Raw genomic sequence first — 25,145 nt, 5'->3', positions numbered from 1 at the left:
ACAAGCGTTCTGTTGGAGGTCAGATTCGTCCAATGAAAGACGTTTCGACCTCCCCGCCCGGCGGGGAGGTCGTTTCAACGTCAGTCGTTGAACTCGATGTGCTTGTCGAAAACGATCTTGCCCTTGTCGTTCTTCACGATGTTGTAGCCGTGGAGGCCGTCACCGTTCTGATCGAAATTGTATTCGCCCTCGGCGCCCGGGAACTTCTTGATCGCGAGGATGGCCTCGCGGACCTTGCCGGGCTCGGTCGTGCCGGCCTTGTTGATGCCCTGCGCCAGCACGTTGATGGCGTCGAAGGTCCAGGAACTCTGGTTGTCGGGCGCGACCTTGACCGCGTCGCGGTAGATTTTGCCGAACGCCTTCGAGCCTTCGCTGGAATCCTCGGCATAGTCGGCAACGCCATAGGTGTTGTATAGCGCGGGACCTGCGAGCTTCAGCGCGGTGATGTTGACGATCGAGGGCGAACCGACCCACGGGATGTTGACGCCGAGCTGACGGAGCTGGCGGGCGAAGATGCCGAGGTCGTTCTCGAAGGTGAAGTAGGAACCGAGGATGTCGGCGCCCGACTGCTTGATTGCGAGCACGACCGGGGTGAAATCCTGACTCTGGTTGGCGTAGCCCTGATCGAGCACCGGCGGCGCGCCCAGCTTGGTCAGCGCTTCAGTCAGCGCCTTGCCGCCGGCGGTGCCGAACGCGTCGGTCGAGTGCAGCACGGCCCACTTCTTCTTGGCCAGCGTGTTGACGCCGTATTCGGCGATGACGCGGCCGGAATAGCTGTCATTGGGGCGGCAGCGGAACAGCCACTGATTGCCCATGTGGGTGAGGTTCGGATCGGTGCCGCCGATCATCACGGGCTTGCCGAGCTTGATCACGTCGGGCGCCATCGCATGCACCTGTGTCGAACGGATCGAGCCGAGGAACCCGACGATGTCGGACTGCGCGGCGAGCTTGGAGAAAGCGAGCACAATGCCGGGATTGGTGGTTTGGTCGTCTTCGACGATCAGCTCGCCCTGCTTTCCCAGGATACCGCCGGCCTTGTTGACGGCTTCGAGCGCGAGCCTGGCACCCTTGATGGCGTAGCCGCCGGATTCAGCGGCCGGCCCCGTGACGGGCGCACACATGCCGATCTTGATCGTGGCGCCTTGGGCGCGTGCGCTCTTGATGAGGTACGGCGCGGCAATGCCGGCAGCAATTCCGGCTGCAAAATCGCGTCTCGTCAGTTTCATTCATTCCTCCCTGGAGCCGGGCATCCTTGTCGGCCCTTCTTGGTCTTGGCTGTGTGACTGAATACAGAGCCGGATGCTACTTACGGATTCTCCCGGCGTGAGTAAATTGATATTGAGATGGCATCCACCAAGCGCGGAGAACGCACGCCCGAAGATGACTAACACCTGTTGCGGCGATCCATTTTCGGCTATTTTTTACGGGCTTTTTGTGCATTTGGCGTCGCGCGCTCTGCCCCACGCTGTGCAATGATGTCAGTCATGCGCAGCAGGAACGTCATCATGCAAATTTGCCGTCACGCTTCATCCGCCATGTCATCACTCGCGTGGGTGGGAGCCAAGCACAACTCCAACTGACCGAGCATCTCCTGCAACTCGGCAAGCTTGCGCGCGCCGAAGCGCCGCGTGATCTCCGCATAGATCGCCTCCGACGTCGGCGCCACGGAGGCCATCAGCTTCACGCCCTCTTTCGAGATCGAGACCATGCTGCGGCGCTGGTCCGTTTTCGCCGTCTCGCGCTCGATCAGGTTGCGTGCCTCGAGGTCACGCAGGATGCGGGACAGGCTCGGGCCGAGCAGGAACGCGGTGCGCGCGAGTTCCGTGACCTCGACCGCCTCGATGGCTGCCAGCGCCCGCAGGATGCGCCATTGCTGCTCGGTCAAGCCGTACTCGCGCAGCGACGGACGGAATTGCCGCATCACCGCCTCGCGCGCCCGCAGCAGCGACATCGGCAATGACCGCGAGAAGTCGCGCATCGGCACCTGCCGTGCGGCAGGTCCTGCGGCAGGCGCGCTTCCGTTGGAGGGATCGGCGGATTTCTTGGTCATGGCGCCCTTTCAAGCCGCAAGACGTTTGCGGTGCAGCAAGCCGAATTGTGTTTGACGCATTCACTTAACATGTTAAGCATCTCGGGGCACCCCGATTTGTAAGATCACAAATGGCGCTTTCCAACGACGATATCCAAGCTTGCGCGAGGCGTCTGCACCAGGCGGAGAAGACCCGCACCCAGATCCGGCAGCTCTCGCAGGACTTTCCTGACATCACCATCACCGATGCCTACGCGATTCAGAAAGCGTGGGTCGACGTCAAGATTGCGGAAGGGCGCCTCGTCAGAGGCCACAAGATCGGCCTGACCTCGAAGGCGATGCAGAGCGCGCTCAACATCGACGAGCCGGATTCCGGCGTGCTGCTCGACGACATGTTCTTCGCCGATGGCGGGCTGGTGCCGACCGAACGCTTCATCGCGACGCGAGTCGAGGCCGAGCTTGCCTTCGTCATGAGCAAGCGCCTTTCGGGACCCGACTGCACGCTGTTCGACGTCCTCAACGCCACCGACTTCGTCGTGCCGGCGCTGGAGATTCTGGACACGCGCATCGAACGCGTCGACCCCAAGACCAAGGCGACGCGAAAGATTTTCGACACCATCGCCGACAATGCGGCCAATGCCGGCATCGTGCTCGGGGGGCGGCCGATCCGCCCGCTTGATGCTGATCTGCGCTGGATCGGTGCGCTGTGCTTCAAGAACGGCCAGCTCGAGGAAACCGGCCTTGCCGCTGGTGTTCTCAATCATCCCGCCACCGCTGTTGCCTGGCTCGCCAACAAGATCGCGCCGCTTGGGCTCGCTCTCGAGCCCGGACAGGTCGTGCTCGCCGGCTCCTTCATCCGCCCGATCGAGACCCGCAAGGGCGACACAATTCAGGCCGACTATGGCGCCTACGGCTCGGTGAGCTGCTACTTCGCCTGACAACAATTCGCTTGGCGAACAAGAAGAAAGGGAGTGAAACCGCGATGCCGCATTTCACCATCGAATATTCCGCCAATCTCGACGGCCGCCTCGACATGGCCTTGGTCTGCGAAGTCGTGCGCAAGGCGGCGATCGAGACCGGCATCTTCCCGCTCGGCGGCATTCGCGTTCGCGCCATTCGCTGCGAGCATTATGCGATCGCCGACAACCGGCAGGACTACGGCTTTCTCGACATGGTGCTGCGCATCGGCGAAGGCCGCGATCTGCCGACGCGCCAGAAGGCCGGCGAGCACGTCTTCCAGGTGCTCTCCAAGCATCTCGATCCCGTCTTCGCGGCCAGCAAGTTCGCGCTGTCGTTCGACATGCAGATCAACGACAAGGACACCAGCTGGAAGCGCAACAACATCCACGACGCCCTGAAAGCGCAGGCGCCCGCGGGCTGACGCTTCCTCAGCCGCCGCGGGCTCCGCGTTCTGCTGAGCGCGTTGTCGAGGAATTCTGAACTCCAATAGAAGTGGATTTACCTCAATGACCACCCTCACCGGCGGCGAAGCGATCGTAAGCGGGCTTGTTGCTCACGGGGTCGACACCGTGTTCGGCCTGCCCGGCGCGCAGGTCTACGGCCTGTTCGATGCCTTTCACCAGGCCCAGCTCAAGGTGATCGGGGCGCGGCACGAGCAGGCCTGCGGCTACATGGCTTTCGGCTATGCGCGCTCCAGCGGCAAGCCCGGCGTGTTCAGCGTCGTCCCCGGCCCCGGCGTGCTCAACGCCAGCGCGGCGCTGCTCACCGCGTTCGGCTGCAACGAGCCGGTGCTGTGCGTCACCGGCCAGGTGCCGACGTCTTTTCTGGGCAAGGGCCGCGGCCATCTGCACGAGATGCCGGATCAGCTCGCGACCTTGCGCACCTATGTGAAATGGGCGGACCGGATCGAATATCCCGGCAACGCACCGACCGTCGTGGCGCGCGCGTTCCAGGAGATGATGTCGGGCCGGCGCGGCCCTGCCTCGGTCGAGATGCCCTGGGACGTCTTCACCCAGCGTGCCGACACCGCCGCCGCACCGGTGCTGGAGCCGCTGCCCGCGCCGCAGCCCGATCCCGACCTGATCAAGAAGGCGGCTGCGCTCATCAAGGCCAGCAAGGCGCCGATGATCTTCGTCGGCAGCGGCGCGATCGAAGCGCGCGAGGAGATCCTCGAGCTCGCCGAGACGATCGATGCGCCCGTCGTCGCATTCCGCAGCGGCCGCGGCATCGTCTCCAATGCGCACGAGCTCGGGCTCACGATGGCAGCCGCCTACAAGCTTTGGCCGACGACCGATTTGATGATCGCAATCGGCACCCGCGCGGAGCTGCCGGCCTCGGGCTTCCGCTGGCCGTATCAGCCGAACGGGCTGAAATCCGTCCGGATCGACATCGACCCGGCCGAGATGCGCCGGGTCGTCTCCGATACCGCCATCGTCGCCGACGCCAAGGCCGGCACGGCCGATCTCGTCGCCGCCGTGAAGAAGGCCGGCTTTGAGAGACGCAGCGGCCGGCGCGAAGGCATCCGCGAGGCGACGACGTCCGCGCAGTCGGAGATCCAGCGCATCCAGCCGCAGATGGCCTATCTCAACATCCTGCGCGAGGTGCTGCCCGCGAATGCGATCGTCACCGATGAACTATCCCAGGTCGGCTTCGCCTCCTGGTACGGCTTTCCGATCTACGAGCCGCGCACCTTCATCACCTCGGGCTATCAGGGCACGCTCGGCTCGGGCTTTCCCACCGCGCTCGGCGCCAAGGTCGCCAATCCCGACAAGCCGGTGGTGGCCATCACCGGCGACGGCGGCTTCATGTTCGGCGTGCAGGAGCTCTCAACCGCCGTGCAGTTCAACATCGGCGTGGTGACGCTGGTGTTCAACAACAACGCCTACGGCAATGTCCGCCGCGACCAGCGCCAGCACTTCGACGGCCGCGTGGTGGCGTCCGATCTCGTCAATCCGGATTTCGTCAAGCTCGCGGAGTCCTTCGGCGTCGCCGCGGCGCGCGTCACCGCGCCGGACCAGTTCAGGGCGGTGCTGGAAAAGGCGCTGAGCCACGGCGGGCCGTACCTGATCTCGATCGAGGTGACCAGGGATTCGGAAGTCAGCCCCTGGGCATTCATTCACCCGCCGAAGCCGTAAACGAAACATCGCCGTTCCGGGACTCTTCCCTTCTCCCCTTGTGGGAGAAGGTGGATCGCTGACGCGAAGCGGCAGCGAGACGATGAGGGGTCTGTCTCCGCGGATAGAGACCCCTCATCCGCCTTCCCTTCGGGAAGGCACCTTCTCCCACAAGGGGGGAAGGAAGGTTACCGCGTCCTGCGGAAGGTCAGATTGATCCGCTTCCTTCCCAACAGCGCATGCTCGCCATCGGCGAGCGGCGCGACGCCGTGATAGGCGAGCCTGCTGGCCCCGCCCCAGACTACGACGTCGCCATGCACGAGACGGAAACGGCGCGGCTTGTCGCTACGGGCCATGCCGCCGAACAAAAAGGTCGCGGGCAGGCCGAGCGAGACCGACACGATCGGCGCCGAATAATCCAGCTCGTCCTTGTCCTGATGCAGCGATAGCCGCGTGCCGGGCTCGTAGCGGTTGACGAGGCAGGCGTCGGGCGCGAAGTCTTTGAAACCGCCCTGCTCCGCCGCGCGGCGGGCGAGATCGCGGAACACGGACGGCATCGCCGGCCAGGGCGCGCCGGTTCGCGGATCGATGGGATCATAGCGGTAACCGGTGTGATCGGTGATCCAGCCGCGCTCGCCGCAATTGGTCATGGCCACCGACATCTGATGACCGCCGGGCGTGGTCATGCGGCGGAACGGCGACTGGGCGACGATCGCCCGCACGGCGTCGACCAGCTCGCTCTCGATCGGCTTGACGAAGCCGCGCAACAGCACGGCACCGTCGGCGATCTCCTCGCGCGACGGCTGCGCCTCGGCAACGCTATCGAACAGATCCGCGGTCAATCGCTCCACTCATTTGGCATCGTGAAAGATCACACCCAGCGTGTGGCGGTGGCCGGATCGGATACGACTGACGCCATGGCGCATGTTAACGCGGTATGTGCCGCGTGTCCCCTGCACTGGGCGGTGGTGCACGGCGAAGGCAACGGCGTTGCCCTGCGCCAGCGGCACGACCTCGGCGCGCGACTGCATGCGCGGACGCTGCTCGGTCAGCACGAACTCCCCGCCGGCAAAGTCACGGCCGGGCTCGGACAGGAGGATCGCAACCTGAATCGGGAACACGTGCTCGCCATAGAGATCCTGATGCAGGCAATTGTAGTCGCCGGCCTCGTATTGCAGCAGCAATGGTGTCGGCCGGGTCTGGCCGGCTTCATGGCAGCGCTTGAGAAACGCCGCGTGCGCTGTGGGATAGCGGATGTCGATCCCCATCGCCTCGTTCCAGCGATTGGCGACGCCCTGAAGCTGCGCATAGAGCGCCGGACGCAGCTGCGCGATCAAATCGGGCAGTGGATAGGAGAAATATTTGTACTCGCCGCGGCCAAAGCCATGGCGGCCCATGACGATGCGGCTGCGGAAGTTGCCGTCATCCGGATAGAGCGCGGTGATGGCGCGGCACTGGTCCGGCGTGAGGAGGTTCTTCAGGACGGCGCAGCCCTGGGAGTCGAGTTCGCCGGTGATTTGGGGCCAATCGAGGGCGTCGACATGGGAGGTGACGTCGATCGCCTCACCGGCTTCGGCCGGAACACGTTTCGCGAGTGCCATGGCAATGATCCTATCTCTCCATCCTTCCGGGGCGCGACGAAGTCGCGAGCCCGGAATCCATTCATCCGCCGACGCTGCAGCGCGATGGATTTCGGGCTCGCGCCAAGAGGCGCGCCCCGGAATGACGGAGAGTGTGTCGCAAGTCCTGACGGCCGTAACCACCCGATTTCCGACAACCGTCCTCCCGTCATTGCGAGGAACCCCTGCGACGAAGCAATCCAAACTGGTTCCGCGGAGGGATTCTGGATTGCTTCGCGGAGCCTGTCATCGGGCCGCGCTTCGCGCGCACCCGTTGGCTCGCAATGACTGTGAGGGTAGACCTAGCCCCGCACCGGCAGCGTCGTCACGTCATAGCCGTGCCTGATCGTGCGCTTCAGCACGGGGTCTTCCAGCTCAAAGTCGAAGCGATCGGCGGAACGGATGCCGCCCTTGGCGGCGAAAGTGCCGCCGAACATGGCGCAGCCGTCGGGCAGTTTCCCATCGGGAAAGCCGCGCGCGATGAGGTCGGCCACCGGCAGCATCGCATCCAGCGTGCCCTCCTGGTAGAGCACCCGTTCGCCCTTGATGGTGGCGTAAGAGCGCAGGATCATCCTGTCCCAATGACCGATGACGTCTTCGAGCTCCCACAGGGTGGAGGCGACCGGCTTGTCGCACATCTGCTTGGACACGGTGACGCTGTAGGCCTCGACCTTGCGGTCGGTGTGATCGGAGCCGCAGCCGACGAATATGCGGCCCTGCCAGCCGATCAGCACGAACTCGACCTCGCCGGAGGAAGCGCCGCCGGTGCATTCGATGCTGTCTTCCTGGGTCAGCCGCCGTGCCGAGGCGCGGTAGTAGATCGGCGTCGAGGCCGGCGGAGCGATGCCCATCTCCTGTAATTCCGCGATGTGCTTGTCACGCGCGACGGGGTCGCGGCCGGTCCAGCCGGCGATGACCATCTGGTCGATCGCCAGCGTCAGCGGCGTTGTGGTGTCCTGGGCGTCGACGGTGAAAGTCAGGTCAAACACGGATCACGGCCTCCATGCCGGCAGCAAGCTCGAAGATACGACGGTCGGTCCCGCCCGCGCCCGCCAGCATCAGGCCGACGGGAACGTCGCCCTCGCGATGACAGGGCAGCGATATGGCGCAACCGTCGATCATGTTGATCAGGGTGCAGTTGCGCAGCGCGCGCAGGTTCTGGGTGGTGAACGCCTTGTCATCCGCGAGATCGGAAATCTTCGGCGGCGTGTTGGCGGTGGTCGGCAGCACCAGCGCGTCATAGGGCGCGATCCGCGCGTTGACGCGGGCGATCAGCGAGCGGCGCTCGTTGAGGAGGTCGATGTAGTCGGCCGCGCTCTGCGCCTCGCCGCGCATGATGCGCACGAAGACCCTGGGATCGTAGATGTCGCCCTTGGCCGTGATGAGATAGCGATGCCAGGCGTAACTTTCGGAGGCGGCAAAGCCGCCCTTGGCATTCATCGGGCCGATGTCGTGGAATTCGGCCATCTCGATGCGCTCGATGATGGCGCCGTGATCGGCAAGTGATTTCAGCGCGCGCTCGAAGGTCGCCGAAACCTGTGCATCAAGGTCGTCCAGCGCGATCGTGGTGGGTACCGCGAGCCGCATGCCTTTCACGGGGCGAGGCTTGAGTGGAACGATCGGCTCGTTCGCGAGCACCGCATCGAGAATGGCACAGCAGCTGACCGATCGCGCCAGCGGCCCGATGCTGTCGAGCGAGAACGACAGCGGCACCGAGCCGTCGAGCGGCACGCGGCGCTGCGTCGGCTTGTAGCCGACGATGCCGTTGAAGGCGGCCGGAATTCGGCAGGAGCCGCCGGTGTCGGTGCCAAGCGCGCCATGCGCCATGCCGTCGAGCACGGACACCGCCGCACCCGAGGACGAGCCACCCGGCACGTGGCCTTCGGCCCGGTTCCAGGCGCCCTTCGGCGTGCCGTAATGCGGATTGATGCCGATGCCGGAATAGGCGAACTCGGTCATGTTGGTCCGCCCGATCACGACGAAGCCGGCGTGGCGCAGCCGCGCAACCGCCGCCGCATCGTGTTCCGCCGGATCGGAATCGTCGAGCGCACGGGAGCCGGCCCGCGTCGTCTGCCCCTTGATATCGAAGAGATCCTTGATCGAGATCGGGATGCCGGCATAGCGCGATGGCGCCGCCTTCACCTTGCGCAAGCCGTCCATCGCATCCGCCGCCGCGAGCGCGGCATCCTTGTCGACGTGGATGAAGGCGCGTTGGCCCTCACCGGCGGGATCGGCGATCCTGGCAATGCAGGCCTCGACCAGCTTGCGGGAGGTCGTGCGGCCGCTTTCAAGGTCTTCGGCGAGCTTCGCCAGCGTCGGAAAATCGGGCATGTCTGTCTCACGGAATATTGGCGCGCGCAATCTATAGCGCGGCCTCAGCACGACACAAGCATTGTGCGCATGATGGCATGCATGCGCATTGCTGGACCGTTGACGCGCCATGGTCGATTGTCGCATCAAGATCGAAACAGGCGGGCGCGAAGCCTGTCTTTCTGGAGGAGCCGCCAAGATGGCCGAACCGCAGCGCGCGCGACCGAAACCGACGCCGGAGACCCAGCATTTCTGGGACGGTACGCAGGCGGGTGAACTGCGCCTGCAACGCTGCGACGCCTGCGCGCATGTCTACTTCCCGCCGCGCCCGTTCTGCCCGTCCTGCGCCTCGCGCAAGGTCTCCGTCTTCAAGGCCAGCGGCAAGGGCTTCCTCTACAGCTATGTGATCAACCACCGCCCTGCCGCGCCGGGCTTCACGCCGCCCTACGCGATCGCTGTGGTCGAGCTCGCCGAAGGACCGCGGATGATGAGCAACATCATCGACTGTCCGCAGACGCCGGAGGCCCTCGAGCTCGACATGAAGCTCGAAGTCGCCTTCGAGAAACTCGACGACAAGATCACCCTCCCCGTCTTCCGTCCGGAGAAGGGATAAGCCATGCGTAAGAACCAGGTTGCCGTCGTCGGCGCGGCCGAGACCACCGAACTCGGCGTCATCCCCAACGCCTCGCAGCTTCAGCTCCACGCCGATGCGGCCCTCAATGCCATCGCCGATGCCGGGCTGAAGCTCTCGGACATCGACGGCTTTGCCACCGCGGTCGAAACGCCGCAGCAGGTCTGCCATTATCTCGGCATCAAGCCGACCTGGGTCGACGGCACCTCGGTCGGCGGCTGCTCGTTCATGCTGCACGTCCGCCACGCCGCCGCGGCGATCGAGGCGGGCCTGTGCAAGACCGTGCTGATCACCCATGCCGAGAGCGGCAAGTCGATGATCGGCAAGCTGCCGCGCTCGACGCCGGCCGACAGCCTCAACGGCCAGTTCGAGGCGCCCTATGGCGTCTACGGCCCGCCCAGCATGTTCCCGATTCCCGTGCTGCGCTTCATGAAGACCTATGGCATCACGCACGAGCAGCTTGCCTCGGTGGCGGTGGTGCAGCGGGAATGGGCGGCGAAAAATCCGCGCGCGATGATGAAGGACCCAATCACGGTCGCCGACGTGCTCAACTCGCGCATGATCGCCTATCCATTCCGCCTCCTGCAGTGCTGCCTCGTCACCGACGGCGGCGGCGCGCTGATCCTGACCTCGGCGGACCGTGCCAAGGATTTTCCCAGGAAGCCCGTCTACATCATGGGCACTGGCGAAAGCGTGGAGACGCCGATGGTCAGCCAGATGGAGACCTTCAATTCCTCGCGCGCGTTCAAGACCGCCGGCCCTCTCGCCTTCAAGGAGGCCGGCATCGCGCACAAGGACGTTGATCATCTCATGATCTACGACGCCTTCGCGCATCTGCCGCTGTTCGGCCTCGGTGACCTCGGCTTCATGCCTTACGAAGAGACCGGCCGATTCATCGCCGACGGCAACACGCGGCCCGGGGCCAAGCTGCCACTCAACACCAATGGCGGCGGATTGAGCTATATGCACTCCGGCATGTACGGCATGTACGCACTCCAGGAAAGCGTGCGCCAGATGCGCGGCATCGCGCCGGCGCAAGTGCCGAATGCCAAGATTTCGGTGTGCCACGGCGTCGGCGGCATGTTCGCGGCGTCGGGAACGATCGTGTTTACGAACGAGAGGTAGCAGCCCGTCATTCCGGGGCGTGCGCAGCGCGAACCCGGAATCTCGAGATTCCGGGTCTGGCGCTTCGCACCATCCCGGAATGACGGACACAACAGGAGAACCCACATGACAAAATCACTGCAAGACAAGGTCATCATCGTCACCGGCGCAGGCCGCGGCATCGGGCGCGAGATCGCGCTGCTCTGCGCGGCCGAAGGCGCCAAGGTCGTCGTCAACGATCCCGGTGGCGCTGCCGACGGCGCCGGCGCGAACGCAGCGCCCGCCGAGGAGGTGGTCGAGGAGATCAAGAAGCGCGGTGGCACGGCGGTCGCGAACTTCGAATCGGTGGCGGAGGCGATCCCCGCCAGCAAGATCGTGAAGACCGCGACCGATCATTTCGGCCGGCTCGACGGCGTGGTCAACAATGCCGGCATCCTGCGCGACATGATCTTCCACAAGATGAGCGTGGAAGCCTTCGAAGCCGTCATCAAGGTGCATTTGATGGGCTCGTTCTACGTCAGCCACGCCGCGGCGCGGATTTTCCGCGAGCAGGAGTCGGGCTCCTTCGTGCACTTCACCTCGACCTCGGGCCTGATCGGCAATTTCGGCCAGGCCAATTACGCCGCCGCCAAGCTCGGCATCGTCGGGCTCTCCAAATCCATTGCGCTCGACATGGGCCGCTTCAACGTCCGCTCCAACTGCGTCTCGCCGTTCGCCTGGACCCGCATGATCGGCACCATCCCGACCGAGACCGAAGCCGAGAAGGCGCGCGTCGAGAAGATCAAGCAGATGGGACCTGAGAAGATCGCTCCGCTCTGCGGCTACCTGCTCGGCGATTCCGCCAAGGACGTCACCGGACAGATCTTCGGCGTGCGCATGAACGAGATCTTCCTGTTCAGCCAGAACCGTCCGATCCGCTCGGTGCAGCGGAACGAAGGCTGGACGCCGCAGTCGATCGCGGAGCACGGCATGCCGGCGCTGAAAGGCTCGTTCTACAAGCTCGACCGCTCCGCCGACATCTTCACCTGGGATCCCGTGTAAGGATTTCGTCTAGCCGCGTTTCCGGCATCCCTGCCCTGCGATCTCCGGTTGTCTTGGCCGGAGATTGCTCTGTTTTATGCCCGATTGCAGGCAGACGGTGGCCTCCCAACGAAACTTTGGGAGGAAACCATGGCAAGAATACTGACCAACCACGACGACACCTCTGCAAGCAACGGCCTTGGGCGCCGTACACTCCTCAAGGGCACGGCGGCGCTCGCCGCCGCCAGTGTCCTGGCGTCACGGGCCAATGCCCGCGACTTCGGTGCCAATGCCGAGCCGCAGCGCTATCCCGATCCCGACATCGTTGCCATCGACCCCAAGCGCTTCAAGGCCAAGGTCGGCAACACCGCGATCAAGCGGCTCTACACCGGCTGCTTGTGGGCGGAGGGGCCTGCTTGGAATGCGCAGGGACAATATCTCGTCTGGAGCGACATCCCCGCCAACCGGCAGTTGCGCTATCTCGACGATGACGGCCACATCTCCGAGCAATTCCACAAGCCGTCGAACGAAGCCAACGGCAATTCCTTCGACACCGAAGGACGCCAGCTGTCCGCCGAACGCACGCGCCTCGTCCGCTACGAGCACGACGGCTCGGTGACGACGCTGGCAGAGCAAGCCAATGGCAAGCCGCTCAACGGCCCGAACGACATGGTCGTGCATCCCAACGACAAGGCGATCTGGTTCACCGACCCTGGCTATGGCGCGATCAGCATCTATGAAGGCAAGCTCGCCAAGACCGGCTCGCTGCAGCCGCATCAAAAGGAAGCCGTCTATCGCCTGGACACCCAGACCGGGCAAGTCGCGAAGGTCGCGGACGAGCCGTTCAAGCCGAACGGCCTCGCCTTCAGCCACGACTACAAGAAGCTCTATGTCTGCGACACCGGCATCACGCATTATCCGGAAGCCAAGAACGTGGTGTGGTCCTATGACATCGACGGGGCGAAGCTGTCGAACCCGAAGAAGCTCATCGACATGACGCTCAACGGCAAATCAGGCTTCCCCGACGGCCTGCGCGTCGACACCGAAGGCAACATCTGGGTCGGCGCCGGCTGGGTCGGTCCCGGCTATGACGGCGTGCAGGTGTTCGCGCCGGACGACGGCGCGCGCATCGGCCAGATCCTGCTGCCGGAGACGTGCGCCAATGTCTGCTTCGGCGGCAAGAAGCGCAACCGCCTGTTCATGACCGCGAGCCAGTCGCTGTATGCGGTCTATGTGGAGACGCAGGGCGCGCATTTCTGTTGAGCACCCACGCTCTCTCCTCGTCATGCCCGGGCTTGACCCGGGCATCCACGTCCATCTGCGATTGCTGAAGCGCGTGGATGGCCGGGTCAAGCCCGGCCATGACGACCGAGGGAGTAGTTCTTACCCCGTATTCCTCAACCCTGCCGAAATCCCGTTGATCGTGAGCTGAATCCCGCGCAGCACCTGCTCGTCCGGGTTCTGCGCGCGATGCTCCTTCAAGAGCTCGACCTGCACGTGGTTGAGCGGGTCGAGATAGGGGAAGCGGTGGCGCACGGACCGCTCCAGCAGCGGGTTGCCCTGAAGCAACCGGTCCTGGCCCATGATGTCGAGCAGCGTCTCGATGCAGGAATGCCATTCGCGCCGGATGCGGCCGAAGATTTGCTCGCGCAGGGCTTCGTCCGGCACGAGCTCGGCATAGCGCGAGGCGATCGCGATCGAGCTTTTGGCCAGCACCATGTCCATGTTCGACAGCAGCATGCGGAAGAACGGCCATTCCCTGTAGAGCTCTTTCAGGAACGGCATGCCCTGTTGCGGATGCTCCGCGATCCACTGCTCGACCGCGCTGCCGAAGCCGTACCAGCCCGGCAACATCAATCGGCATTGCGCCCAGGAGAACACCCAGGGAATCGCGCGAAGATCCTCGATCGCACGCGTCTTCTTGCGCGAGGCCGGGCGGCTGCCGATGTTGAGCGTCGCGATCTCGTTGATGACGGTCGACGACCAGAAATAATCGACGAAGCCGTCGGTCTCGTAGACCAGGCCGCGATAGGCCTTGAAGGCGAGGTTCGACAATTCGTCCATCGCGCTCAGATATTCGCGGCGCGGCGCGCTCTGCCGCGGATGCAGGAGACTTGCTTCGAGCGTTGCGGCGGCGAGGATCTCCAGATTGTTGCGGCCGACCTCGGCGTTGGAATATTTCGACGAGATGATCTCGCCCTGCTCGGTGATACGGATCTGGCCGTTCACGGCGCCGCCGGGCTGGGCGATGATGGCGTCATAGCTCGGGCCGCCGCCGCGGCCCACGGAGCCGCCGCGGCCGTGGAACAGGCGCAGCCGCACGCCGTGGCGCTCGAACACGTCGACGAGGCCGATCTCGGCCTTGTAGAGCTCCCAGCCCGAGGTGACGAAACCGCCGTCCTTGTTCGAGTCGGAATAGCCGAGCATGACCTCCTGCACGCTGCCGCGGCTGTCGACGAGGCGGCGGTAATCGTGCAGCGAGAGCATGCGGTCCATGATGCCGGATGATGCCTGCAGATCCTCGATGGTCTCGAACAGCGGCACGATGTTGATGGCGCCGCGCCCGGAGGGATGGACGAGGCCGACCTCCTTCAAGAGCACCGCGACCTCGAGCATGTCGGACATGCCCTTGCACATCGAGATGATGCATTGAGGGATGGCGTCCGAGCCGAATTTCGCATGCGCTTCGGCTGCGGCATGGAAGACGTTGAGCTCGCCCATGGTCTCGTCGCTGTATTTGACGAAGGGCGACACCAGCGCGCGCGTCGAGCGCAGCTCGTTGGTGAGCAGCGAGATGCGGGCGTCCTCGCCGAGCGCGAGATAGGACATGCCGGGGTTCGCGGCGTCCATCAGCTCGGCGATGGTGCGCTCGTGCACGGCCGAATTCTGGCGGATGTCGAGCCGCGCGAGGTGGAAGCCGAAGCAGTCCACCGCACGGCGAAGCAGCCGCAGCCGGCCGCGGGCGATGACGCGGGCATTGTTGGAGATCAGCGACCGGTGCAGCACGTCGAGATCGGCCTGCAGCTCCCTGACGCTCTCATAAGGCTTGCCCTTGCCGACCGGCCGTCGGGTGATCTCGACCTCGAGCTTTTCGGCCGTCGCGGTGAGGCGCGCATAGATGCCGGAGACCGCCAGGCGATAGGGCTCGCCGCTTCGATGCGGCGAAGTGTCCGGCGAGCGCTCCGCCAACGTGCGCAGCTCCTCGGAGACGTCGGCGAGATGGGCCGCGATCGACAGCTCGGAGCCGAGCACGTGCAGCTCGTTCAGATAGAACTGCATGACGCGGCTCGACTGCAGCCGCAGCGTGCCGCGCATGACGTCGGCGGTGACGAAGGGATTGCCGTCGCGATCGCCGCCGATCCAGCTTCCCATGCGCAGGAACGAGGCGAGCTCGCCCGCCGCCGCCTCGCCGCCTTCTTCCAGCCGGTCTTCCAGCGCGTTGACCAGCCGCGGCACCTCGCGCAGGAAGGTGTAGTCGTAGAAGGCCAGGCCGTTGGAGACCTCGTCGAGCACGGTGAGCTTGGTCCGGCGCAGGAGGTTGGTCTGCCACAGCGTCAGCACCTCGCGGCGAAGCTGCTCGTCGCTCGCGGCGGCCTCCTCCGCTGTCAGCGCGACCCGCTCGCGGCGGTCGAGCAGGGCTGCGACCTCCATCTCGCGGTCCATGGTGCTCTTGCGGCGGACCTCGGTCGGGTGTGCGGTCAGCACCGGGCTGACCATCGCGGACTTGAAGAAGGTGCGAAGTGCGTCGGCGCCGATGCCCGCCGCCTTGGCGTGGGCAAGCGTTTCCGCCAGCACGCCGGAAGCGCCGCCACTCTGGGCGGCGCCGCGGGCGCGCATCTGGCGGATGTTGTTCTGGTCCTCGGCGATGTTGGCGAGGTGGGAGAAATAGCTGAAGGCGCGGACGATCCGCACCGTCTCGGAGGTCGACATGCTGTCGAGGATCTGCTCGAGCTCGCGGCGGGCGAGCCGGTCCTCGTCGCGGTGGAACCGGATCGAGGTCTGGCGGATGCGCTCGACCAGGTCAAAGACATCGGCGCCCTCCTGGTCGCGCACGGTGTCGCCGAGGATACGCCCGAGCAGGCGGATGTCGTCCCGCAGCCGCGTCTCCGCTTCCGTGGCCTGAACGTCCTCGGGACGGTTGGGGCGATGCTCGGTGGCGTCGGATGGTATGGTCTGGAGGGACATGGCTCGCTCCCCTGCTAGCGCCCTTGGGCGGCCCGGTCCGGAGGAGTGTGCGATATTTTTCTACCGCAGTGCAAGATGAAGTTGGGGGCGGTGCGGAAACATGGCTGACCATGGCAGGTTGGTCTCGCAGAGCGGCGGCGCACGCCCGTCTCCGGTCTCGCGGCGCCGGCGCCCGAAGCTTTGCTGCCGGTTTCACCGTCGGTTTCGCCGCATTGCCGCTTTGGAATAAGCCGTGATGCGGTCGAGCAAGGCCCCGGCTTTGATCAGGTCCGAGCGCTCGCCGGCTGTGAGGCATGCATCCATGGCTTCGGTGAGCCAGCGCTCGCCGCGGACGCGGTGGTCATCGAGAAATCGCTGCCCGGCTGAACTCAGCCGGAGCCTGACCTTGCGCCGGTCCTTGGTGTCCGGCGTACGCACGATCAGCTTGCGCGCTTCGAGGGAGCGCAGAGCTGCGGCGAGATTCGAAGAGCGCATGCCTTCGTCGGCCGCGAGCACCGAAGGTGTGGCCGATCCACCGTGGCGGTCGATCGCACCCAGCACCAGCAACCTCGCCCAGGATCGATCGTTCGCGGAGGCTTCTTGGCGTAGCCGGCGAGAGGCATCCATCAACTGCCTTCGCAATTGCGTGATGTCGCGGTTTCGACGTTGAATTCTCATATTGCTACTATCAAGTAGCTATTTACGGATAGCAATAGAGCCCATGAGCAATCTGTTGATGCTTCCGTGCGGAAGGACCGCTGCGCTGGCCACCTCCGGGCAATCGTGACGATCGCAGCCACCTCATCATCCAAAACAAGTTGAGGAGATCGCGATGACATCCAAAACCCTGAAAAAGCTGCTCGAGGAAAAGCCTTTTGTCAGCTGTCCCGGCGTCTTCGACCTGGTTTCCGCGAAGCTCGCCGATCGCACCAAGGCCGACGCGCTTTACATGACGGGCTATGGGGTCGTGGCGTCCTACCTCGGACTGCCTGATGCGGGCCTGGCGACCTATTCGCAGATGCTGGATCGCGTCCAAGCTATCGCCCAAACCGTGCGCAAGCCGCTGATCGCCGATGGCGATACCGGTTACGGTGGTCTGCTGAATGTTCATCATACGGTCCGCGGTTACGAGAAGGCGGGAGCCGCAGCGATCCAGCTTGAAGATCAGCAGAGCCCCAAGAAATGCGGGCACACGCCGAACCGGCACGTGATATCTGTCAAGGAGATGGTCAACAAGTTGACCGTCGCGAACGATGCGCGCTCGTCGAAAGATTTCCTGATCATCGCCCGCACGGATGCTCGCACCCAACTCGGTATCGATGAGGCGATCCGGCGTGGCGAAGCCTATGCCAAGGCCGGGGCCGACATTATTTTCATCGAGAGCCCGGAATCGGAAGCAGAGATGCGAAAGATCGGAGCGGCCTTGGACGTGCCGCTGGTCTCGAACCAACTACACGGGGGCCGGACCCCCATTCTCAGCCAGGATAAACTGAGGGAAATCGGTTACCGGATGGCGATCTATCCGACGGCGGGCCTGCTTGCGACCGCTCATGCCCTGAACAACGTTTATAGTGCGCTGGCCGAAGACAAGCCGGTGCAGGAGCCGCTCTACGACTTCAACGCATTCAGCTCGTTGATCGGGTTTGAGGAGGTCTGGGCTTTCGAAAAGAAGTATGCCTCGCTGGAATCGGATTGAGCCGGGACGTGACCGACACATCTGGAAGTCAGCCGGAAGTCTATGACCGCACGACGATCACCCTGCACTGGGCCACCGCAATTCTCGTTGCGATCCAATTTCTGATCGGCAGGACAACCAACCTTCTGCAGCGTGGCCCGCTTCGGGTCGACATCTGGTCCGTGCATGTCCTGCTTGGTTTTGCGTTCGCAGGCGTGGTGATCGTAGGACTGTTGTGGCGCGCCACGCGCGGCCGTCGATTGCCGCCGATCAACCGCGGCGTCCTCCACGTGGCGGCAGTGGCAATGCACCGGTTGCTCGATCTACTGCTCGTGAGCATGGTCGTACTGGGCATCACCAATGTGTTTGCGCACGGTTTCCCACTGTTCAACATTCTGCACTTCCCGAAACTCGGCAGTGACGAATTCATGCGCAGCGTCAATGCGTGGCACGGATTGATCGCAAATATCATCGTCGCTGTGGTCCTGCTTCATTCCGCGGCCGCGCTTTTCCATCGCTATGTGGTCAAGGACGGTGTTTTGCGCAGGATGTGGCCAACCCTGACTGAGCGATGAGAGTCCGCCTCCTTCGCGACCGGCCTCGGCCAAAGGCACTGGACGTCAGCCATGGGTCATCGGCGCCGACGCTCCGCACGCTGAGCGACGTCTGCTCTGCTGCCGGAGTTCGATATTGATGAGCCTACGCCTAAGCCGGCACGATCACCTTCCCGATCGGCCAGAGCGCGATGCCCGCGAGCTTCAAGTGAGCCCAGGCAAAGGGAATGCCGATGATGGTGACCGCGAGGACCAGGGCGGTCAGGAGGTGGCCGAGCGCCAGCCACCAGCCGGCGAGCACGAACCAGATGATGTTGCCGAGCACCCCGAGCGGACCGGTGCCGATATCCTCGACGCCGGTGACGTCGTAGCGGTTGACCGCCCGCGAGCCGAACGGCAGCAGCGTGTAGACGGCGATGTTGAACGCCGCCCGCGCCCAGGGCAGGCCGATGATGGTGATGGCCATGATGACGGCCGCAACGACCCAGCCGAACGCCATCCAGGCGCCGCCGATGAGGATCCAGAGCAGGTTGAGCAGGATGGAAACGGGGGCCATGACATGATCCAGAAGACGATGACCCCGTCTATATAGGATTGAAATCTGCCCCTGCCAGGACGGTCCGACGGGGCAACCGACTACCGCCCCTCGAACTTCGGCTCGCGCTTCTCCATGAAGGCCTTCATGCCCTCGGCCATGTCCTGGGTTTTGAACAGCGGCAGGAGCTGGAGATAGACGTGGTGGACGTGGTCCGAGAAATTCTCGTTGAGGCCCATCCGCATCATGCGCTTGGAGGCCTGCACCGCGAGCGGCGCATTGGCGGCGATCTCGCGGGCGATCGCGGTGGCGCGGTTCATCAGCTCGGCGTCCGGCACGACCTCGTTGGCGAGCCCCCATTCCAGGCACTCGCGCGCGCTCAGCGTGCGGCCGGTGAAGATCAGCTCGGAGGCCTTGGCCCAGCCCAGCATGCGCGGCAGCAGCCAGGTGCCGCCGGATTCCGGCACCACACCGCGCTTGACGAAGGCGGCGGCAAGCTTCGAGGACTCCGCCATGATGCGGATGTCGCAGCCGAGCGCGGTGTCCATGCCGTAGCCGGCCGCGCCGCCATTGACGGCGCAGATGGTCGGCTTGTCCATCGCCTGGAGCACCGTCGGCGGCGTATTGCGCAAGTTGATCGTGGTCGGCGAGGACGCAGCGCTGAGGCCGTTGCCGTCGCGCTCCTTGCGCAGGTCGAGCCCGGCGCAGAACGCCCGCCCCTTGCCGGTGAGGATCACGACGCGGACGTTCCTGTCCTCGTTGGCCTCGGTCAGCAGCCGCGCCAGATCGTTCAGCATCGGGCCGGAGATCGTGTTCATCCGCTCGGGCGCGTTCAGGGTGATGGTCGCGATGTGATCGGCGACCGTGTAGAGGACTTCGTTGGTCGTACCTGCCGCGTCGCTCATGGAAGTCTCTCCCTTGCCGATTCTTGTAGCCCGGATGAGCGAAGCGACATCCGGGTCCTAGCTCTCAATATCCCGGGTGTCGCTTCGCTCACCCGGGCTACGCATTCTCAAATCTTCCGGCCCGCCTGCTCCCAATAGGGATCGCGCAGGCGGCGCTTGAAGATTTTTCCGGAGTCCTCGCGCGGCAGGCCGCTGCGAATCTCGATGTGCTTCGGCACCTTGTAGTCGGCGAGCGAGGTCTTTAGCTGCGCGCGGACATCGGTGGCATCGAGCGCGACACCGGCTTGCGGCTCTACGACCGCCATCAGCGCCTCGCCGAACTCCGCATCGGGAATGCCGAACACCGCGCAATCATGCACGCCGGGCACCGCGTGCAGCACGGATTCGATCTCGGCAGGATAGATGTTGACGCCGCCCGAGATCACCATGTCGCGCTTGCGGTCGCAGATGAAGACGTAGCCGTCTTCGTCGATGTAGCCGACATCGCCGGATGTGATGAAACCGTTGCGATCGATCTCGGCGCGCTTCTCCGGCTTGTTGTGGTAGGTGAAATCGGCCAGCTCCGCCATGCGGGAATAGATCTCGCCGATCTCGCCCACGCCCAGCATGCGGCCGTCCTCGCCAATGAAGCGCAGCTCGGCGCCGGGCGAGATCCTGCCGACGGTGCCGGGCTTCTTCAGCGCATCCTCGGAGGTGGCGAAGGTGACGGCGCTGGACTCGGTCGAGCCGTAGAACTCGTAGATCACCGGCCCCCACCATTCGATCATGGCGCGCTTGACGTCAGCCGGGCATGGCGCAGCCGCATGGATGATGTGGCGCAGCGAGGAAACATCGTACTTCTTGCGGACCTCTTCCGGCAGCTTCATCAGGCGGATGAACATGGTCGGCACCATGAAGATGGTGTCGATCTTGTAGCGCTCGATCAGCTCCAGAAACTCTTCTGCCTCGAAGCGTGGCATGAGAACCAGCGCACCGCCGAGCTTGCCGGCGCGGATGCCGAACGAGTTCGGCGCGGAATGATAGAGCGGTCCCGGCAGCAGCGCGCGGGCACCGGGCTTCAGCCCATAGATCATCGCGCGCATGCGCTCGCCGGCCGCCTGCTGCTCCGGCGTCGGCGCGTTGCGCCGAACGCCCTTGGGATGGCCCGTCGTGCCGGAGGTGTAGATCATGTTCATCGGCTGCGGCACGACCGGGCCGTCATAAGGCTGGTGCTGCGCCAGCCAGGCTTCGAAATCGACCGCGAAGTCCGGCGTCTTCAGATGGTCGGGATCGATCTTGTAGTTCGACAGGATCTCCGGCGGCGTCGGCACGCTGAGGACGGTGACGCCGTTCGGAATCGCATCGCGCAGGGCATGCAGCATGTCGGCATGTCCGATCAGCACGGACGTGCCGGTATCGCCGAGGATGTAGCTGATCTCCTCCGGCTTGAAGTGCCAGTTGATCGGCACGCCATAGGCCCCCAGCCGCATCGCGGCGTAGGCGGCTTCGAGGAAAGCGATGTCGTTGCGCATCAGCATGCAGACGCAATCACCCGGCTTGACGCCGATCCTGGCGAGGCCCGAGGCGATGCGGTCGGCGCGGGATGCGACGTCGGCGTGGGACCGACTGCGCTCGCCGGAGACGATGCCGAGGAAGTTGGATGTCTCGCTCATTTTTGTTTTCCGATCTTTCGTCGGGTTGAAATTTTAGTCACAACCAGACTCGTCATTCCGGGATGCGCCGTAGGCGCAGGCCCGGAATCCATAACCACGAGCCGGGGTTATGGATTCCGGGCTCGCCGCTTGCGCGGCGCCCCGGAATGACGGAACGCTAGTCCGCATACTTCGCCGCGCGCTTCTCCAGGTTCGAGCGCACCGCTTCAGTCTGGTTCGGGCTGCCGATCAGCTTCTGCTGCTCAACGGATTCCGCGAGCAGCGCGGGGCCCGGATCGACCGAGAGATTGTTGAGCAGACGCTTGGCCGCGCGGATCGCATCGGGGCTCTTGCCCGCGATCTCGCGCGCGACTTCCAGCGCGCTCGCGCGCGGGTCGTCGCAGATGCGCGTTGCGAGGCCGTAGGTCATCGCCTCCTGCGCGGAGAAGATGCGCCCCGTATAGGTGAGATCGCGCAAGATATCGTCGCGCACCAGCGAGGCCAGGATCGGCGTGCCCGCCATGTCAGGGACGAGGCCCCATTTGATCTCCATCACCGACATCCGCGCGTCGGCAGAGAGAAACCGCATGTCGGCACCGAGCGAAAGCTGGAAGCCGCCGCCGAAGGCGACGCCGTGCACGGCCGCGATTACCGGAACCGGAAGCTGGCGCCAGCCCCATACCGCCTGCTGCGGAAAGTTCGCCTGGCCATGGGTGCGCTTGGTGAGGTCACGATTTTCGCCACCCGGAATTCCGTTACCGCCCTTCTCTTTCATGGCGGCAAAACGCCCCATGTCGAGACCAGCGCAGAAGGCGCGGCCCTCGCCGGAGAGGACCACGGCGCGCACGCTCTTGTCGTTCGAAAGCCGCTCAGTCGCGGCGACAAGCGCCTCGAACATGGCCTGATCCAGCGCGTTCATCTTGTCCGCGCGCACCAGCCGCACATCGGCAACGCCTTCCGAGATCGAGATCGAGACGCGCTCTTCCATGGATCAATTCTCCCCTGTTCTTGTTCAGTGCCGCTTTACAGGAAGCTGGCGGCCAGATTTAGTCAATCGACCAATTAACTGACAATCCGTACGGGAGAAACAGCCATGTTCAAGGAAAATCTTCTGGCCGGACGGCGCATTCTCGTGACCGGCGGCGGTACTGGGCTCGGCAAGTCGATGGCGGCGCGCTTCCTCCAGCTCGGCGCCGAGCTGCATATCTGCGGCCGGCGCAAGATCGTCTGCGACGAGACCGCGACCGAGCTGATGGCCGAGTATGGCGGCCGGGTCACCAGTCACGGTGTCGACATCCGCAACGCGCTCGCGGTCGAGGAGATGATCGAGACCATCTTCCGCGATGGTCCCCTCACCGACCTCATCAACAATGCGGCCGGCAATTTCATCTCGCGCACCGAGGAGCTCTCGCCGCGCGGCTTCGATGCGGTTGCCAACATCGTCATGCACGGCACGTTCTACGTGACACATGCGGTCGGCAAGCGCTGGATCGCCTTGAAGCAGCCCGGCAACGTCGTCTCGATCACCACGACTTGGGTGCGCAACGGCTCGCCTTACGTGGTGCCGTCGGCAATGAGCAAGTCGGCGATCCACGCCATGACGATGTCGCTTGCCACCGAATGGGGCCGGCACGGCATCCGCCTCAACACCATCGCCCCGGGCGAGATCCCGACCGAGGGTATGAGCAAGCGCATCAAGCCCGGTGACGAGGCCGGCGCGCGCACCAAGGCGATGAACCCGATGGGCCGCGTCGGCACGATGGAGGAATTGCAGAACGTCGCGACGTTCCTGATCTCCGGCGGCTGCGACTGGATCAATGGCGAGACCATCGCCATGGACGGCGCGCAGGCATTGGCGATGGGCGGCAATTTCTACCAGCTCCGCGACTGGAGCGACGGCGACTGGCAAGCCGCGCGCGAAAGCATCATGGCGCAGAACGAGAAGGACCGCGCGAAGCGGGGGTAACACTGCTCTCCGCTGTGAGAGGTGCGAAGACGTCGCTCCACACTCAGCCGTCGTCCTGGCGAAAGCCAGGACCCATTACCACCGAGCCCTGTTTGGCGAAGACTGGTCATGACTAGTCTTCGCCAAATTGCGTTTAGTGGTTATGGGTCCCGGATCTGCGCTCCGCTTCGCTGCGCTTGTCCGGGACGACAGCGGGGCTCCCCCATCTTGTCTTCACCCGCGGATGACGCCACACTCCACGGCATAAAAAAACACCCACGGGAGAAACATGTCCACACAGCCACTGGCGAATCTCGCCGACATGGTGCGCGAACGCGCGACGAGCCGCGGTCATGCCGTTGCCTACGAGTTCGAGGGGCGCCTCACCAGCTTTGCCGAATTCGACGTCAAGACGAACAAGGTCGCCAATGCGCTGATCGCGATGGGCGTGAACAAGGGCGACCGCATCGCCTATCTCGGCAAGAACAGCGATCTCTATTTCGAGCTGCTGATGGGCGCGATGAAGGCCGGCGTGGTGATGGCGCCCGTAAACTGGCGGCTCGCGGGGCCCGAGGTCGCCTTCATCGTCGAAGATTGCAAGGCGCCGGTGCTGTTCGTCGGGCCGGAGTTCATGACGCTCGTCCACCAGATCAAGGACAAGCTACCCGGCGTGCGCACAATCATCACCACCGAGGGCGGTGCGCCGGAATGGCAAGACTTTACCGCGTGGCGCGAGGCGCAAAGCGGTGATGATCCCAGAGTGCCGATCGACAGCAGGGACATCGCGATCCAGCTCTACACGTCGGGCACGACAGGCAAGCCGAAGGGCGCGATGCTGAGCCACGCGAACTTCCTCAACCTGGTGCAAACGGGCAATGCCGAGGACAAGCCGGAATGGAACCGGTGGTCGACCGACGACGTCTCGCTGGTCGCGATGCCGATCTTCCACATCGGCGGCTCCGGCTGGGGCGTGATGGGGCTCTATCACGGCGCCCGCGGCGTCATCGCGCGCGAGTTCGATCCGACCAGGGTGCTCGACTTCTTCGAGCAGTCGGGCATCACAAAGCTGTTCATGGTGCCGGCGGCAATGCAGTTCGTGGTGCGGCAGCCGCGCGCGAAGACGGTGGATTTCTCGCGGCTCAAATACATGCTGTACGGCGCCTCGCCTATTCCGGCGGCGCTGCTGAAGGAGTGCATCGAAATCTTCAAATGCGGCTTCGTGCAGATGTACGGCATGACCGAGACGACCGGCACCATCGTCGCGCTGCCGCCGGAAGACCATGTCGAGGGGTTGGAGCGGATGCGCTCGGCCGGCAAGGCGCTGCCCGGCGTCGAGATTGCGATCCTGGACGTCGAGGGCAAGCCGCTGCCGCCGCGTGAAGTCGGCGAGATCGCGACGCGGTCGGGCTCCAACATGGCGGGCTACTGGAACCTGCCCGAGGCGACTGCCGCGACGCTGCGCGGCGACGGCTGGCTGCGCACCGGCGATGCGGGCTACATGGACGAGGACGGCTACCTCTACATCCACGACCGCATCAAGGACATGATCATCTCCGGCGGCGAGAACATCTATCCCGCCGAGGTCGAGAGCGCGCTGTGCGATCATCCCGATGTCGCGGAAGCCGCCGTGATCGGCGTGCCCGACGACAAATGGGGCGAGGCGGTGAAGGCCGTCGTGGTCATGAAGCCGGGCAAGGAAGCGACCGCCAGCGACATCATCAACTTCACCCGCGAGCGCATCGCCGGCTACAAGACGCCGAAGAGCGTGGAGTTCTTGCCGGCGCTGCCGAGAAATCCGTCAGGCAAGATCTTGCGGCGGCAATTGCGCGAGCCGTATTGGGCGGGGAAGGATCGACGTGTGAATTAGCCCCTGGCTCTCTCCACACCGTCGTCCCGGCGAAGGCCGGGACCCATACCCACCGAGTGTAGTTTGGCGAAGATTCGGAGCT

23 protein-coding genes are annotated in these 25,145 nt (G+C 64.4%); 11 read left to right on the top strand and 12 right to left on the bottom strand.

The features are described 5' to 3' along the window. Positions 1–80: 80 nt before the first annotated feature. Positions 81–1,226, bottom strand: coding sequence for an ABC transporter substrate-binding protein (locus HAP40_RS12730; protein WP_166817475.1), 1,146 nt, complete (start codon positions 1,224–1,226; stop codon positions 81–83). 293 nt (positions 1,227–1,519) lie between these two features. Beyond that, the gene (gene hpaR / locus HAP40_RS12725) at positions 1,520–2,050 is read right to left on the bottom strand and encodes a homoprotocatechuate degradation operon regulator HpaR (RefSeq protein ID WP_166817476.1); all 531 of its coding nucleotides are present in this window, start codon (positions 2,048–2,050) and stop codon (positions 1,520–1,522) included. Between the two features lie 110 nt (positions 2,051–2,160). On the opposite strand from hpaR, the gene hpaH reads away from it, so the two are divergent. The 3 genes from hpaH (at position 2,161) to HAP40_RS12710 (ending at position 5,124) form a co-directional block, all read left to right on the top strand. Continuing rightward, positions 2,161–2,967: a 2-oxo-hept-4-ene-1,7-dioate hydratase gene (gene hpaH / locus HAP40_RS12720; protein WP_166817477.1), complete on the top strand. Its 807-nt coding sequence runs from the start codon at positions 2,161–2,163 to the stop codon at positions 2,965–2,967. 44 nt (positions 2,968–3,011) lie between these two features. Beyond that, positions 3,012–3,410, top strand: a complete 399-nt coding sequence (locus HAP40_RS12715) for a 5-carboxymethyl-2-hydroxymuconate Delta-isomerase (protein ID WP_166817478.1) — start codon at positions 3,012–3,014, stop codon at positions 3,408–3,410. A gap of 85 nt (positions 3,411–3,495) precedes the next feature. Then, a complete protein-coding gene (locus HAP40_RS12710) occupies positions 3,496–5,124 on the top strand; it encodes a thiamine pyrophosphate-dependent enzyme (RefSeq protein ID WP_166817479.1) in 1,629 nt (542 codons plus the stop codon). 167 nt (positions 5,125–5,291) lie between these two features. Here HAP40_RS12710 and alkB read toward each other — a convergent pair whose 3' ends face one another. From alkB to HAP40_RS12690, 4 genes are all read right to left on the bottom strand, one after another. After that, entirely contained in the window at positions 5,292–5,945 is a 654-nt protein-coding gene (gene alkB / locus HAP40_RS12705; RefSeq protein WP_166819527.1) for a DNA oxidative demethylase AlkB, read from the bottom strand. A 9-nt stretch (positions 5,946–5,954) separates the two neighbouring features. Then, complete coding sequence (locus HAP40_RS12700; RefSeq protein WP_166817480.1) at positions 5,955–6,704, bottom strand: 2OG-Fe(II) oxygenase; 750 nt, start codon at positions 6,702–6,704, stop codon at positions 5,955–5,957. Between the two features lie 320 nt (positions 6,705–7,024). Beyond that, positions 7,025–7,711 carry a DUF2848 domain-containing protein gene (locus HAP40_RS12695; protein WP_166817481.1) on the bottom strand — a complete coding sequence of 229 codons (687 nt, stop codon included), beginning with the start codon at positions 7,709–7,711 and terminating at the stop codon, positions 7,025–7,027. Beyond that, positions 7,704–9,053, bottom strand: coding sequence for an amidase (locus tag HAP40_RS12690; protein ID WP_166817482.1), 1,350 nt, complete (start codon positions 9,051–9,053; stop codon positions 7,704–7,706). Before HAP40_RS12690 ends, HAP40_RS12695 begins: the two co-directional genes overlap by 8 nt. Positions 9,054–9,231: 178 nt before the next feature. On the opposite strand from HAP40_RS12690, the gene HAP40_RS12685 reads away from it, so the two are divergent. The 4 genes from HAP40_RS12685 (at position 9,232) to HAP40_RS12670 (ending at position 13,050) form a co-directional block, all read left to right on the top strand. Next, positions 9,232–9,645: a Zn-ribbon domain-containing OB-fold protein gene (locus tag HAP40_RS12685; RefSeq protein WP_166817483.1), complete on the top strand. Its 414-nt coding sequence runs from the start codon at positions 9,232–9,234 to the stop codon at positions 9,643–9,645. Between the two features lie 3 nt (positions 9,646–9,648). Continuing rightward, entirely contained in the window at positions 9,649–10,788 is a 1,140-nt protein-coding gene (locus tag HAP40_RS12680) for a thiolase C-terminal domain-containing protein (RefSeq protein WP_166817484.1), read from the top strand. A 105-nt stretch (positions 10,789–10,893) separates the two neighbouring features. Next, positions 10,894–11,808: an SDR family NAD(P)-dependent oxidoreductase gene (locus HAP40_RS12675; RefSeq protein ID WP_166817485.1), complete on the top strand. Its 915-nt coding sequence runs from the start codon at positions 10,894–10,896 to the stop codon at positions 11,806–11,808. 129 nt (positions 11,809–11,937) lie between these two features. Further along, complete coding sequence (locus HAP40_RS12670; protein ID WP_166817486.1) at positions 11,938–13,050, top strand: SMP-30/gluconolactonase/LRE family protein; 1,113 nt, start codon at positions 11,938–11,940, stop codon at positions 13,048–13,050. Positions 13,051–13,170: 120 nt separating this feature from the next. Here HAP40_RS12670 and ppc read toward each other — a convergent pair whose 3' ends face one another. Both ppc and HAP40_RS12660 read right to left on the bottom strand, forming a co-directional pair. Continuing rightward, entirely contained in the window at positions 13,171–15,972 is a 2,802-nt protein-coding gene (gene ppc / locus HAP40_RS12665) for a phosphoenolpyruvate carboxylase (protein WP_166817487.1), read from the bottom strand. Between the two features lie 192 nt (positions 15,973–16,164). Then, entirely contained in the window at positions 16,165–16,629 is a 465-nt protein-coding gene (locus tag HAP40_RS12660; RefSeq protein ID WP_208024783.1) for a MarR family winged helix-turn-helix transcriptional regulator, read from the bottom strand. Between the two features lie 154 nt (positions 16,630–16,783). Between HAP40_RS12660 and HAP40_RS12655 the strand changes: the two genes are divergently transcribed. Both HAP40_RS12655 and HAP40_RS12650 read left to right on the top strand, forming a co-directional pair. Next, positions 16,784–17,647 (top strand): isocitrate lyase/PEP mutase family protein, encoded by an 864-nt coding sequence (locus tag HAP40_RS12655; RefSeq protein ID WP_166817488.1) that lies wholly within the window; start codon positions 16,784–16,786, stop codon positions 17,645–17,647. 8 nt (positions 17,648–17,655) lie between these two features. After that, positions 17,656–18,201: a cytochrome b gene (locus HAP40_RS12650; RefSeq protein WP_166817489.1), complete on the top strand. Its 546-nt coding sequence runs from the start codon at positions 17,656–17,658 to the stop codon at positions 18,199–18,201. A 130-nt stretch (positions 18,202–18,331) separates the two neighbouring features. Here HAP40_RS12650 and HAP40_RS12645 read toward each other — a convergent pair whose 3' ends face one another. The 4 genes from HAP40_RS12645 to HAP40_RS12630 all read right to left on the bottom strand — a co-directional run bounded on the left by HAP40_RS12645 (position 18,332) and on the right by HAP40_RS12630 (position 22,239). Continuing rightward, positions 18,332–18,736, bottom strand: a complete 405-nt coding sequence (locus HAP40_RS12645) for a YccF domain-containing protein (protein WP_166817490.1) — start codon at positions 18,734–18,736, stop codon at positions 18,332–18,334. 80 nt (positions 18,737–18,816) lie between these two features. After that, the gene (locus HAP40_RS12640) at positions 18,817–19,620 is read right to left on the bottom strand and encodes an enoyl-CoA hydratase/isomerase family protein (RefSeq protein WP_166817491.1); all 804 of its coding nucleotides are present in this window, start codon (positions 19,618–19,620) and stop codon (positions 18,817–18,819) included. Between the two features lie 107 nt (positions 19,621–19,727). Continuing rightward, positions 19,728–21,272 carry an acyl-CoA synthetase gene (locus tag HAP40_RS12635; protein WP_166817492.1) on the bottom strand — a complete coding sequence of 515 codons (1,545 nt, stop codon included), beginning with the start codon at positions 21,270–21,272 and terminating at the stop codon, positions 19,728–19,730. Between the two features lie 157 nt (positions 21,273–21,429). Continuing rightward, the gene (locus HAP40_RS12630; RefSeq protein ID WP_166817493.1) at positions 21,430–22,239 is read right to left on the bottom strand and encodes a crotonase/enoyl-CoA hydratase family protein; all 810 of its coding nucleotides are present in this window, start codon (positions 22,237–22,239) and stop codon (positions 21,430–21,432) included. A gap of 105 nt (positions 22,240–22,344) precedes the next feature. Here HAP40_RS12630 and HAP40_RS12625 point away from each other — a divergent pair, with 105 nt between their 5' ends. Both HAP40_RS12625 and HAP40_RS12620 read left to right on the top strand, forming a co-directional pair. Then, on the top strand, positions 22,345–23,217 hold the full coding sequence (locus tag HAP40_RS12625; RefSeq protein ID WP_166817494.1) for an SDR family oxidoreductase: 873 nt from the start codon (positions 22,345–22,347) through the stop codon (positions 23,215–23,217). Positions 23,218–23,485: 268 nt separating this feature from the next. Further along, positions 23,486–25,063, top strand: coding sequence for a fatty acid--CoA ligase (locus HAP40_RS12620; protein WP_166817495.1), 1,578 nt, complete (start codon positions 23,486–23,488; stop codon positions 25,061–25,063). Positions 25,064–25,145 lie beyond the last annotated feature (82 nt).

It is taken from the genome of Bradyrhizobium sp. 1(2017) (genome assembly GCF_011602485.2).
In the GTDB taxonomy this organism is placed as follows: Bacteria; Pseudomonadota; Alphaproteobacteria; order Rhizobiales; family Xanthobacteraceae; genus Bradyrhizobium.
The sequence above is the reverse complement of the archived record's forward strand: the minus strand, read 5'-3'. Positions and strand labels throughout refer to the sequence as shown.